Annotated in this window: 9 protein-coding genes; 3 read left to right on the forward strand and 6 right to left on the reverse strand. The window is 71.8% G+C overall.

All coding sequences use genetic code 11. The annotated features are described in order from the left end of the window. Positions 1-108: 108 nt before the first annotated feature. A complete protein-coding gene (locus ACFPZI_RS02830) occupies positions 109-1,605 on the forward strand; it encodes an oligopeptide:H+ symporter (RefSeq protein WP_381357717.1) in 1,497 nt (498 codons plus the stop codon). Positions 1,606-1,991: 386 nt separating this feature from the next. Here the strand turns inward: ACFPZI_RS02830 and ACFPZI_RS02835 are convergent, their stop codons facing one another. Both ACFPZI_RS02835 and ACFPZI_RS02840 read right to left on the reverse strand, forming a co-directional pair. Beyond that, complete coding sequence (locus ACFPZI_RS02835; protein ID WP_381357719.1) at positions 1,992-2,591, reverse strand: ATP-binding protein; 600 nt, start codon at positions 2,589-2,591, stop codon at positions 1,992-1,994. Positions 2,592-2,899: 308 nt separating this feature from the next. Further along, positions 2,900-3,277: an STAS domain-containing protein gene (locus ACFPZI_RS02840; RefSeq protein ID WP_381357837.1), complete on the reverse strand. Its 378-nt coding sequence runs from the start codon at positions 3,275-3,277 to the stop codon at positions 2,900-2,902. A gap of 239 nt (positions 3,278-3,516) precedes the next feature. On the opposite strand from ACFPZI_RS02840, the gene ACFPZI_RS02845 reads away from it, so the two are divergent. Both ACFPZI_RS02845 and ACFPZI_RS02850 read left to right on the forward strand, forming a co-directional pair. Next, positions 3,517-4,446, forward strand: a complete 930-nt coding sequence (locus ACFPZI_RS02845) for an RNA polymerase sigma factor SigF (RefSeq protein ID WP_381357722.1) — start codon at positions 3,517-3,519, stop codon at positions 4,444-4,446. 341 nt (positions 4,447-4,787) lie between these two features. Further along, positions 4,788-6,332, forward strand: a complete 1,545-nt coding sequence (locus ACFPZI_RS02850; protein WP_381357724.1) for a ricin-type beta-trefoil lectin domain protein — start codon at positions 4,788-4,790, stop codon at positions 6,330-6,332. A 9-nt stretch (positions 6,333-6,341) separates the two neighbouring features. On the opposite strand, the gene hutI is transcribed toward ACFPZI_RS02850, so the two are convergent. From hutI to hutU, 4 genes are all read right to left on the reverse strand, one after another. Next, positions 6,342-7,514 carry an imidazolonepropionase gene (gene hutI / locus ACFPZI_RS02855; protein ID WP_381357726.1) on the reverse strand — a complete coding sequence of 391 codons (1,173 nt, stop codon included), beginning with the start codon at positions 7,512-7,514 and terminating at the stop codon, positions 6,342-6,344. Between the two features lie 110 nt (positions 7,515-7,624). Next, entirely contained in the window at positions 7,625-8,995 is a 1,371-nt protein-coding gene (locus tag ACFPZI_RS02860; protein WP_381357840.1) for a formimidoylglutamate deiminase, read from the reverse strand. Positions 8,996-9,060: 65 nt separating this feature from the next. Beyond that, positions 9,061-10,278: an allantoate amidohydrolase gene (locus tag ACFPZI_RS02865; protein ID WP_381357843.1), complete on the reverse strand. Its 1,218-nt coding sequence runs from the start codon at positions 10,276-10,278 to the stop codon at positions 9,061-9,063. Positions 10,279-10,310: 32 nt separating this feature from the next. Continuing rightward, positions 10,311-12,089: a urocanate hydratase gene (gene hutU, locus ACFPZI_RS02870; protein ID WP_381357729.1), complete on the reverse strand. Its 1,779-nt coding sequence runs from the start codon at positions 12,087-12,089 to the stop codon at positions 10,311-10,313. Between the last annotated feature and the right edge of the window lie 166 nt (positions 12,090-12,255).

Below are 12,255 nucleotides of genomic sequence, written 5' to 3' on the forward strand. Positions count from 1 at the left end.
GGACTCCCAGGGGCGTGGGGGTGGACGACAGAACCCGCCGGTGCCGGCCAGCCCCCCACCGGGCGCGTACACACTCACGCGACGCGTCCCGACCAGCAAGGAACGACCATGGCGTCCAGCCTGACGAAGGACTCGGTCTCACCGGGCACCCCCGGTTCCGAGAAGACCTTCTTCGGCCACCCCCGCGGACTGGCCACTCTCTTCATGACCGAGATGTGGGAGCGGTTCTCCTACTACGGCATGAGGGCCCTGCTCCCGCTGTACCTCGTCGCCCCGGGCGGCATGGCCATGAACGCCGGTACCGCGACGGCCATCTACTCGGTGTACCTGTCGCTGGTGTACCTGCTCACGATGCCGGGCGGCTGGTTCGCCGACCGGGTGCTTGGCCCGCGCAAGACCGTCGCCGTCGCCGCCGTGGTCATCATGCTCGGCCATCTGACGCTGGCCCTGCCGTCCGCCGGCACCTTCTACGCCGGTCTCGGTCTGGTCGCGATCGGCTCCGGCCTCCTGAAGGCCAACATCTCCACGATGGTCGGCCAGTTGTACGACGGTCCGGACGACCCGCGTCGCGACGGCGGCTTCACCGTCTTCTACATGGGCATCAACCTCGGCGCCTTCGCCGCACCGCTGATCATCGGCACCGTCGGCGAGAACGTCGGCTGGCACTTCGGCTTCGCGCTCGCCGCGGTCGGCATGGGGCTCGGCCTGATCCAGTTCCTGCTGGGCAGCCGTCACCTCTCCCCGCAGTCCAGCGTCGTACCCAAGCCGCTGGCCGCCGCCGAGAAGTCCGCCACGCTGCGCAAGTCCGCCTTCTGGGCCGGCATCGCCGTCGTCGCGTACGCCGTCGTCGGTTTCTCGGGCCACTACACGCTGAACTGGATCCTGGTCCCGCTGACGCTGCTCGGCCTGATCATTCCTGTGCTGGTGCTGGTGCGGATCAAGCGCGACCGTGACCTGGACCAGACCGAGCAGTCGAAGATGTCCGCGTACATCTGGTTCTTCGTGGCCGCGGCCGTGTTCTGGATGATCTACGACCAGGGCGGCTCGACCCTGTCGATCTTCGCCGACGCGTCGGCCGACAACAGCGTCTTCGGCTGGGAGTTCCCGGTCTCCTGGTACCAGTCGGTCAACCCGATCCTGATCATGGCGCTGGCCCCGGTCTTCGCCTGGTTCTGGCTGGCGCTGAACCGGCGCGGCAAGGAGCCCAGCACGATCGTGAAGTTCGGCTCCGGTCTGGTGCTGGTCGGCGCGTCCTTCTTCCTGTTCCTCGCCCCGCTGTCCATCGCCGAGGGCGGCCACAAGGCGGCGGCGGCCTGGCTGGTGGCGATCTACTTCGTGCAGACCGTCGGTGAGCTGCTGCTCTCCCCGGTCGGCCTGTCGGTGACCACGAAGATGGCGCCCGCGAAGTACGCCTCGCAGATGATGGGCGTCTGGTTCCTGGCCGTCACCGCCGGTGACGCCACGACCGGCCTGCTCTCCCTCGCCGGTGTCGACCTGAACGGGTCGGGCGTCGTCGCGTTGGAGGCCACCCTCGCGGTGGTCGCCGGTGTCGCGGTGTGGATGTACCGCAGCAAGGTCAAGGAACTGATGGGCGGCATCCGCTGACACCGTGCGCATGACGCCGTGCGGCATGACGCCGTGCGGCCGTGACCCGGTCGGCTCGCCGCCGCGGTCACACTCACGAACCGGAGGGCCCCGCACCCGTACGTACAGCAGCACGTACGCGGATGCGGGGCCCTCCGGGCGTTCTCGCGGCGGACGCGGGCGGGCTCGCCGTGTTCACGGGGAACGGTTCTCCACGGAGGACGTACCGGTGTTGCCGACAGCACATTTCCTGACGTCACATCAGATCTGATGTGACGTCAGGGTACGCGGGTGTATGAGGAAGGAAGACACGGTGCGCACCGGATCCATGACGATCCGGTGCACGTGCGGTGGGTACGCGGTGGGTACGCGGCAAGTGGAGTCGTGGAAGGCAAAGGCTCCGCCGGTCAGGCGGGCGTCCCGAGTTCCGCCCACACGGTCTTGCCCGCGATGCCCGGGGCACGTACGACGCCCCAGTCCAGGCAGAGCCGCTGGACGATGAACATGCCGTGCCCGCCGGGCCGGCCCGCCCGGTGCGGGGTACGCGGTGCCGGCTGGCCGGCGCCCCGGTCGGTGACCTCGAGCCGGATCACTTTGCTGTCGCAGACGATGCCCAACTGGTCCGGCCCCTCGGCGTGCAGGCAGGCGTTGGTGACCAGTTCGGACACGACGAGCAGGACGTCCTCGGCGGCGGCCCTCCGGTCGGCGGTGGCGGCGGGCAGCCAGCCCCACGCCTGCAACGCCTGGCGGGTGAAATCACGGGCGAGGGGAACGACGCCGCTTTGGCCCTCGAAGCTCAGCCGACGGACCTGACGCCCTCCCGGCGAACCCGAGGGCCCCGACGCCTCCGGCGACCCCGTCGGCATGGACGCCGCTGCGGCCTGCGCCCCGGACGGCGGCGCGGCCACGTCCCCCTCGGGTGCGCTCGCCGTCGGCGCGCCGCCCCCGGACACGCCGCCGGACTCCGGACCGCGGTCGCCCGGCAAGTAGGGCCGGGTGGTGCTCATCAGCGCCTCACCTCACCGATTCACCAGTTCACCATTTCAAAAAATCCGTACTCACTCAGTCACGCCGTGCGGGGTCGTCCGGTTCTCGGCGTCCCCTCGACCATGACAGCGGACCCGTTCAGCTTGTCTCCTGCCCGAGGCGGCCGAGGCAACACCCCCGCGTTCGCACAAGAAAGGCGCAACGCTCCGGGAGCGGCTCGGAAGAGGGCCCGCGGAAAGAACCGCGGGGTGACACATCGCTCGACACACCGGAAGGAGAACGCCCGCCCACGGACCCGCCGCAGGGTAGTACCGGCCTGCCCGCACGGTCATCCGGAATCGTCGGCCAGAGCCGCCTCGAGGCTGTCGTGGAGGGTGAATACCGCTTCCGCCCCCGTGATCTCGAACACGCGCGCGACCACGGGCTGCATTCCCGCGAGATGCACCCCGCCCCCGGCGGCGTCGGCCTTCAGCCTGGCGCCGAGCAGCACATTGAGTCCGGTGGAGTCGCAGAACTCCAGGCCGGAGCAGTCGATGACAAGCCGCTTGAATCCCTTGGCGAGGCAGTTCTCCAGTGGCTCACGCAACAGGTCGGCGGTGTGGTGATCCAACTCACCCGCCGGAGTCACGACGGCACTGGGGCCCTCTTCTCGCACCTCGACCAGAAGCCGGCCCGACTGTGCGCTGCCGACCGTCCCGCGGTCCATGCCGTCTCTCTCTCCCACCAGTCGTGACTACTGCTGACGCTGTCGAATATTACGCCTTCCGAGCACGCCCCGACAGCCGAACAATCAGTAGTAAATGGACATATGCCAACGGAACTCACTTGCGGTGGGCTTGCGAAAACGGGTAGGGCTAGGAGGGACACGCACTCGACACGGCCGGCTTTGGAGGCGCCGCACACCGCAGTGCACGAAACGGCATCGGCAGCCATACGCCGAGAACGATGGAGGACATCATGTCACCCCGGCTCGACGCATCGCGTACCCAGAAAGCGACGTCGACACTCCCTCCGGAACATCTGGCTCCCATCGAGCAGGACGATGCGGGTGTCGTCCCGGACGACGATCTACTCGCCGGGCTCCCGGAGATCCCCCCTTTTGACGAGGTGGGCCCGGTCGACGCACGGGCCCTGTCCAAGACCCTCTTCGAGCGGCTGGAGTCGCTGGAGGAAGGCACCCACGCGTATGCGTACGTACGCAACACGCTCGTCGAACTGAACCTGGCCCTGGTCAAGTTCGCCGCCTCCCGCTTCCGCTCGCGCAGCGAGCCGATGGAGGACATCATCCAGGTCGGCACCATCGGTCTGATCAAGGCGATCGACCGCTTCGAGCTTTCGCGCGGCGTGGAGTTCCCCACCTTCGCGATGCCGACCATCATCGGTGAGGTCAAGCGCTTCTTCCGTGACACCTCGTGGTCCGTGCGCGTACCGCGCCGACTGCAGGAGCTGCGGCTCGACCTGGCCAAGGCGGGTGACGAACTGGCCCAGCAGCTCGACCGGTCCCCGACGGTGGGCGAACTGGCCGAGCGTCTGGGCATCTCCAGCGACGAGGTCGTCGAGGGCATGGCGGCGTCGAACGCCTACACCGCTTCCTCGCTCGACGCCCAGCCGGAGGGGGACGACGCCGAGGGCGCACTGTCGGACCGGATCGGTTACGAGGACCACGGCCTCGAAGGCATCGAGTACGTCGAGTCGCTGAAGCCGCTGATCGCCGAACTGCTGCCGCGCGACCGGAAGATCCTCTCGCTGCGCTTCGTGGCCGGCATGACCCAGTCGGAGATCGGCGAGGAACTGGGCATTTCGCAGATGCACGTGTCACGACTGCTGTCACGCACGCTGGTCCGGCTGCGCAAGGGGTTGACCCTCGAGGAATGACGGGCGGCCTCGTCCTGCGCCCTTCACTCCGCTCCCCCTGACGGCCCGCACTCAGCGCCTCGCACGTCGCGCCCCGCACTCCGCCGACGCCGGATGCCCTTCCTGGGCCCCGGGCACCGGCCGAGCGCGGGGCGCGCCGCATTACCCACGGTCACCCCTTTCCCTGCGGGCCTTCTTCCCTCACTATGGGCACGCCCAGACCGGCTGGTATGTCAGGAGACGGGTCCGACGGCCAGGGGTGAAGGCCTGTCGTTGGGATCACGCCGGGCTCATGGGCCCCGGCACCGCACCTCGCTCCCTGATGCGGCCTGACCCCAACGAAAGACCCTAGGAGGCGGTGCATGGCTCGGGGCGACGGAACCGTCAACGACGACGGGGTCGGCGGCGGACACCCAGGTGCGCAGCACACGGATGCGTCCGACATCCGGCTGACCGAGATGCTGCGCGCCGACACCTCGGCCGCGTACGCGGCACTTCAGGAACTCCGCGCCCGGCACGGCCCGTCCGCGCTCGCCTACGCCCGCCGGTGCACCACGGGCGATTCCAGCGCGCGTCAACTCGCCGCGCAGGCATTCACCCACGCCGCCCGCGAGACCGCCCGCGGCACTGATCCCGGCGGCCCCCTGCGCCACCGAATCCTGCTGCTGACCTTCCGGGTGGCAGCGACCTGGGCCACCGACGGGCGGGCCGGCGGGCTGGACACCGGACTGCACCTCGTGCTGAGTTCGTCCGGCCCCGACGGCCCGGTCCCGTCCATGCTCGCCGCGTTCCGGACGCTGCCGTACCGGGCGCAGGGTCTCATCTGGTACGGGATCGTGGACCAGGAGCCCGCGGACCGTACGGCGACGCTTCTCGGCCTCACCCGTCAGGACGTGGCCTACGGCACCCGGTCCGCACTGCAGTCGCTGGGCCAGGCCTGTCTGCGGGCCCGGCTGGCCGCCTCGGACGACCCCCGGTGCGCCGACTTCCGCCGGCTCATCGAGGAGTCGGTACGGCCCGACGGCCCCCGCGACAGCGCCGACCTGCACACCCACATGGCCCACTGCGGGCACTGCACCGCGGCGTACGAGGAACTGTGCGCCCTGCGGGACCAGCCGCGCACCGCCCTGGCCGAGGGGCTGCTGCCGTGGGCGGGCACGGCGTACACCGCACCCGTGCCGACACCGGCCGGGCCGTCCGCCGGCGCCGGTAGCGCGGTCGGGACGTGGCCGGTGTCCCGGCGCCTGGTGCTGGCCTCGACGGCACTCGGCGTTGCCGTGGTGCCGCTGCTGCTCCTGCTGTGGTCACCGGCCGGCACGCCGGCCGAGCACACCTCGGAATCGGTCCCCACCGTGGCGGTCCCGCCGCCGGTGACCGTGACGGCCACGCCCTCGCCGCCCCCCACCGCGTCCGCGACGCGGTCCCCCTCACCGTCCCCTTCGAAGACTTCGAATCCCAGCCCTTCCCACCCTCCACGCCCCATGCCGTCCCCCACGCCCGCGTATCCGCCGGGCGGCGCGTACGCGCAGGTGGTGAATCTGGCGTCGGGCCTGTGCCTGGACATCGACGGCGACCTGGAGAACCGCACGGACGTCGTCACGGCAGCCTGCGACTCCTCCCGCTCCCAGCGGTGGCGGGTCGACGCGGAGCGCGGTCTGCTGCAGTCCTACGCCGACTCCGACTACTGCCTGGACAGCCGTGGCGCGGTGAGCCGGGGCGTCGGCATCTGGGAGTGCGACTCGGTGGACGGGCGCAACGGACAGAATCTGCGCTTCGCCGTCGACGCCCGTGGAGTGATCCGCCCGGCCATCGCGCCGGACCATGCGGTGACGGCGGCCGGGGACGGTTCGGTGTCCCTGGGCAGGGAGGCGGGGCGGACGGATCAGCGGTGGCGTGCCGGGGCCTGATCCCGCTGGTCAGAGCACACGGGCACCGCGCCGCCATACGCCCGTGACCAGGGGGACGCCGGGGCGGTAGGCCAGGTGGACGTGGCTCGGGGCGTCGAGGAGGACGAGGTCGGCGCGGGCCCCGGGGGTGAGCCGGCCGATGTCGGTGCGGCGCAGGGCGGCCGCACCGCCCGCGGTGGCCGACCAGAGGGCCTCGTCGGGCGTCATGCCCATGTCCCGCACGGCGAGCGCGACGCAGAACGGCACCGAGGACGTGAAGGACGACCCCGGGTTGCAGTCTGTGGACAGCGCGACGGTGACGCCCGCGTCGAGCAGTCTGCGGGCGTCCGGCCAGACGGCCCGGGTGGAGAACTCGGCGCCCGGCAGCAGGGTCGCGACCGTACGGCTGTGGGCGAGGGCGTCCACGTCGGCGTCGGTGAGGTGCGTGCAGTGGTCGGCGCTGGCCGCGTCGAGTTCGACGGCGAGCTGCACGCCGGGGCCGTGGGTGAGCTGGTTGGCGTGGATGCGCGGGTGCAGGCCCTTCGCCCGGCCCGCGGTGAGGACGGCGCGCGCCTGGTCGCCGTCGAAGGCGCCCTTCTCGCAGAAGACGTCGATCCAGCGGGCGTGCGGCGCGCACGCGTCCAGCATCTTTCCGGTGACCAGGTCCACGTAGCCGGCCGGGTCGTCGGCGTACTCGGGGGCAAGGACGTGGGCGCCGAGGTAGGTGACCTCGTCGGTGTGGTGGGCGGCCAGCCGCAGGGCGCGGGCCTCGTCCTCGGGGGTCAGGCCGTAGCCGGACTTGGTTTCGATGGTCGTGGTGCCCTGGCGCAGTGCCTCGGTGAGGAAACGGGTCAGGTTCGCCTCGAGTTCCGCGTCGCTCGCGGCCCGGGTGGCGGCGACGGTGGTGCGGATGCCGCCCGCGCTGTAGGGGCGACCGGACATCCGGGCATTGAACTCGTCGGTGCGGTCGCCCGCGAAGACCAGGTGGGAGTGCGAGTCGACGAAGCCCGGGATCACCGTCCGGCCTGCGGCGTCGACCCGATTGTCAGTGGCGGGTGCTTTGCTTGATTCACCGGTCCACACGACGCGGTCGCCGTCGATGACGACGGCCGCGTCCCGGACCTGCCCGAGGGGAGATGAGTCACCGAGGGAGGGATCGTTGGTGACCAGCGTGGCGATGTTGACGATGGCGGTGCTGCTCATGGCGTCCTCGTGGGTGGCGTGGCCGGGTGCGGGTGCGGGTGCGGGTGCGGGTGCGGGTGCGGGGTTTTGGCGGTCGGTTCCCGGGCGCTCGGTGCTGTGGCGGTCGGCGTTCAGGTCCTCAGTGCCTCGACGGCGCGCGCGAGGGCGTGCGGCACATCGGGCACGAGGGTGTGCGCCCCGTCGCGTACGACGTGCCGCCCCGCCACGATCGTGTGCCGTACGTCGGCCGCCGTCGCGGCGAATACGGCGGTCTCGGCGCCGAGCCGGGGCGGTGGCCCCGCTGTTCTGACCGACTCCAGGGTGAGGGTGGTCAGGTCGGCGAGGGCGCCGGGTTCGATGGTGCCCGCCCGGTCCCAGCCGAGGGCGGTGTGGCCGTCGGCGGTGGCTGCCCGCAGCAGTGCGTTCGCCGTCCAGTGGCCGCGGGTGCGGGTGCGCAGGCGCTCGTTCAGCTCCAGGGCTCGGGCCTCCTCCAGCAGGTCGATGACAGCGTGGCTGTCCGAGCCGAGGGAGAGCGGGGAGCCCCGGCGCTGGAGGGCGGCCGCGGGGCCGATGCCGTCGGCCAGGTCGCGTTCCGTGGTGGGGCACATGCAGGTGCCGGTGCCGCTGCCGCCGATGAGCGCGATGTCCTGGCCGGTGAGGTGCGTGTTGTGGATGCCGGTGGTGCGCGGTCCGAGCACGCCGTGGTCGGCGAGAAGGCGGGTCGGGGTGCGGCCGTGCGCCTCCTGGCATGCCTCGTTCTCGGCGGTCTGCTCCGACAGATGCACATGCAGCGGGGCCCGCCGCTCCTCCGCCCAGCGTGCCACGGTCTCCAGCTCCCGGGCGGGCACGGCTCGTACGGAGTGGATGGCGGCACCGATCCGCGCGTGATCCCGTTCCTTGAGAACTGAACAGCGTTCGGCCCAGGCCTCGGCGGTGCCGTCGGAGAAGCGGCGCTGGTGGACAGTGGGCGGCTCGCCGAAGCCGGCGGACAGGTAGGCGGTGTCGAGGAGGGTGATGCGGACACCGGCCTCGGCGGCGGCCGCGATGAGCGCCTCCCCCATGGCGTTGGGGTCGGCGTAGGGGGTGCCGCCGGGGGCGTGGTGCAGGTAGTGGAACTCGCCGACGGCGGTGATGCCGGCGAGGGCCATCTCCGCGTACACGGCGCGGGCCAGCCGGTGGTAGGTCTCGGGGGTCAGCCGGTCGGCGACCGAGTACATCACCTCGCGCCAGGTCCAGAAGGTGCCGGTACCGACCTGGACGGTGCCGCGCAGTGCGCGGTGAAAGGCGTGCGAGTGGGCGTTGGCCAGCCCGGGGAGGGTCAGCCCGCGCAGGATCTCCGCCCCGGGGGGCGGGGCGGTGACGGCGGGGGGGGCGGCGGTGATGCGGCCGTCACCACCGCCGTCACCACGGACACCGACGGCCACGGTCACGCCTGGCTCGACCCGGTCGCCGAGCCAGGCGTGCTCCAGCCAGAACGTCCGCCCTGGGGGCACGGTGGGCACGGTGGTCGTGGGGGCTGTGGTGGCCCGGCCGGTCGTTGCGCCTGCCGTGGTGCCGCTGTCCTGTGTCACCTGTCCACCAGTCCCTCCAGTACGTCGGCGAGTGCGGCCACCCCGGCCAGGCAGTCGTCCTCGGCCGCGTACTCGGCCGGGGAGTGCGAGACGCCCGTGGGGTTGCGCACGAACAGCATGGCGGTCGGAATGCTCGCGGAGAGGATCCCGGCGTCGTGTCCGGCCCCCGTGCCGAGGACGGGGATCCGGCCCGGGGCCGGGCTGTGGTCTCTGTCCCGGCGCAGGATGCGGGCGAGTTCGTCGCGCAGGGCGTGGTCGAAGTCGACGACGGGTGTGCGGGACTCGCGGACCACGTCCAGGTCCACGCCGTGGGCGGTGGCGTGGTCGCGGGCCGCCTTCTCCACCCCGGCGACCACGGTGTCCAGGCTCGTCTGGTCGGCGGCGCGGGAGTCGAGCCAGCCGCGCACCAGGGAGGGGACGGCGTTGACGCCGTTCGGCTCGACGGCGATCTTGCCGAAGGTGGCGACGGCACCGGCGAGTTCGGCCTCGCGGCGTGCGGCGAGGACGGTCTCGGCATACGGCAGCATGGGGTCGCGGCGGTCGGCGAGACGGGTGGTGCCCGCGTGGTTGGCCTCGCCGCGGAAGTCGAACCGCCAGCGGCCGTGCGGCCAGATGGCACTGGCGATGCCGACCCGGTCGCCGGACAGGTCGAGGGCACGGCCCTGTTCGACGTGCAGTTCGACGAAGGCGCCGATGCGGGCGAGCCGTTCGGGGTCGGCGCCGATGGCGTCGGGGTCGTATCCGGCGGCCTCCATCGCCCGGGGCAGGGTGATCCCGTCGCCGTCGGTGAGGCGGTGCGCCCGGTCGCGGGTGAGCCGGCCGGCGGTGAGCCGCGATCCGACGCAGGCGAGCCCGAAGCGGGCGCCCTCCTCGTCACCGAAGTTGACGATGCCGAGGGGGCGGCTGAACGGCGTTCCTCTACGACGCAGTTCGTCGAGGGCGGCGAAGGCGGAGACCACTCCGAGGGGGCCGTCGAATGCTCCGCCGTCCGGCACGGAGTCCAGATGGGACCCGGTGACGACGGCGTCCCCGTCGGCGGGGTCCCCGAGCCAGGCCCACTGGTTGCCGTTCCGGTCCACATCGAGCCGCAGTCCCCGCAGTCCGGCCTGCGCGGCGAACCAGGCCCGGCATTCGGCGTCGGCGCCGGTCCAGGCATAACGCCGGTAGCCGCCGGAGTGGGGGTGGCGGCCAAGAGGGAGCAGGTCACGCCACATCGCCTGGAAGGTGGGGGGTGTGGAGGGCCCGGTCACGCGTCCTCACCCTCGCGACCCCCGCGCCCTTCATACTTCTCGGACGCCTCAGGCCCCTCACGCATCGGTACCCGTACGCCCCGCTCCGACGCGACCGAGTCCGCGCGGTCGTAACCGGCGTCCACGTGGCGGATGACGCCCATCCCGGGGTCGTTGGTCAGGACCCGCCGGATCTTCTCGCCGGCGAGCCTGGTGCCGTCGGCGACCGTCACCTGGCCCGCGTGCAGGGAGCGGCCCATGCCGACGCCGCCGCCGTGGTGGACGGACACCCAGGAGGCCCCGGACGCCACGTTCACCATGGCGTTGAGCAGCGGCCAGTCGGCGATCGCGTCGGACCCGTCGAGCATGCCCTCGGTCTCGCGGTACGGGGAGGCCACGGAGCCGCAGTCGAGGTGGTCGCGGCCGATGACGACGGGGGCCGACAGTTCCCCGGAGGCGACCATGTCGTTGAACCGCTCACCGGCCTTGTCCCGCTCGCCGTATCCGAGCCAGCAGATGCGCGCGGGCAGGCCCTGGAAGCGGACCCGTTCCCCGGCCAGGCGCATCCAGCGGGCGAGGGACGCGTTCTGCGGGGACTCGGCCTCGGGAAAGAGGTCGAGGACGGCCCGGTCGGTCTTCGCGATGTCGGCGGGGTCGCCGGACAGGGCGGCCCAGCGGAAGGGGCCCCTGCCCTCGCAGAACAGCGGGCGGATGTACGCGGGCACGAAGCCGGGGAAGGCGAAGGCCCGTTCGTATCCGGCGAGTCGGGCCTCGCCGCGGAGGGAGTTGCCGTAGTCGAAGACCTCGGCCCCGGCGTCCATGAAGCCGACCATCGCCTCGACGTGCCGGGCCATGGACTCCCGGGCGCGGGCGGTGAAACCGGCCGGGTCCTTGGCGGCGGCGTCGGCCATGTCCTCGAAGGCGATGGTGGCGGGCAGGTAGGCCAGCGGGTCGTGGGCGGAGGTCTGGTCCGTGACGATGTCGACGGGGACACCCCTCGCGAGCAGCCGCGGGACCACGTCGGCGGCGTTGCCGAGGACGCCGATGGACAGCGGGCGGCGGGCGTCACGGGCCTCGGTGGCCAGGCGGAGGGCGTGGTCGAGGGAGTCGGCCCGGACGTCCAGGTAGCGGTGCTCGATGCGGCGGTCGATGGCGCGCGGGTCGCAGTCGACGCAGATCGCGACGCCGTCGTTCATGGTGACGGCGAGCGGCTGGGCGCCGCCCATGCCGCCGAGTCCCGCGGTCAGGGTGATGGTCCCGGCGAGGGTGCCGCCGAACTTCTTCGCGGCGACGGCGGCGAACGTCTCGTAGGTGCCCTGGAGGATGCCCTGGGTGCCGATGTAGATCCAGGAGCCGGCGGTCATCTGCCCGTACATGGTCAGGCCGAGGGCCTCCAGGCGGCGGAACTCCTCCCAGTTGGCCCAGTCGCCGACGAGGTTGGAGTTGGCGATGAGGACACGCGGGGCCCATTCGTGGGTCTGCATGACACCGACGGGACGGCCGGACTGGACGAGCATCGTCTCGTCCTGCTTGAGGGTCCTCAGGGTGCGGACCATGGCGTCGAAGGAGCGCCAGTCGCGGGCCGCCTTGCCGGTACCTCCGTAGACGACGAGCTGGTCGGGGTGCTCGGCGACCTCCGGGTCGAGGTTGTTCTGCAGCATGCGCAGGGCGGCCTCCTGGGGCCAGCCCAGGGCGCTCAGGTCCGTGCCGCGCGGGGCGCGGACGGGGCCGCGGGGCGGCGCGGCGGGCCCGGTGGGGGCCCGGTGGGGGGAGACGGGCGGGCGGGGTCCTGACATGGTCTGCCTCCTGGTGGCGAGCTCCCGCACTCACTACAGATATTCACATCTTCGCAACCTGAATAGAGCTAGTCAATGCGTGCGGCCGTGTCGGCGCGGGGAACCGGACGGTGCTTGGCTGGAGGCATGGGCGCCGACATGGGTACGGGCACGGGCACGGGACATA

The organism is Streptomyces chlorus (assembly GCF_042655885.1).
GTDB classification, from domain to species: domain Bacteria; phylum Actinomycetota; class Actinomycetes; order Streptomycetales; family Streptomycetaceae; genus Streptomyces; species Streptomyces chlorus.

Coding starts and splice junctions, on each gene's coding strand:
- ACFPZI_RS02830 (WP_381357717.1), top strand. CDS start 109: ATGGCGTCCAGCCTGACGAAGGACTCGGTCTCACCGGGCACCCCCGGT.
- ACFPZI_RS02835 (WP_381357719.1), bottom strand. CDS start 2,591: ATGAGCACCACCCGGCCCTACTTGCCGGGCGACCGCGGTCCGGAGTCC.
- ACFPZI_RS02840 (WP_381357837.1), bottom strand. CDS start 3,277: ATGGACCGCGGGACGGTCGGCAGCGCACAGTCGGGCCGGCTTCTGGTC.
- ACFPZI_RS02845 (WP_381357722.1), top strand. CDS start 3,517: ATGGAGGACATCATGTCACCCCGGCTCGACGCATCGCGTACCCAGAAA.
- ACFPZI_RS02850 (WP_381357724.1), top strand. CDS start 4,788: ATGGCTCGGGGCGACGGAACCGTCAACGACGACGGGGTCGGCGGCGGA.
- hutI (WP_381357726.1), bottom strand. CDS start 7,514: ATGAGCAGCACCGCCATCGTCAACATCGCCACGCTGGTCACCAACGAT.
- ACFPZI_RS02865 (WP_381357843.1), bottom strand. CDS start 10,278: ATGTGGCGTGACCTGCTCCCTCTTGGCCGCCACCCCCACTCCGGCGGC.
- hutU (WP_381357729.1), bottom strand. CDS start 12,089: ATGTCAGGACCCCGCCCGCCCGTCTCCCCCCACCGGGCCCCCACCGGG.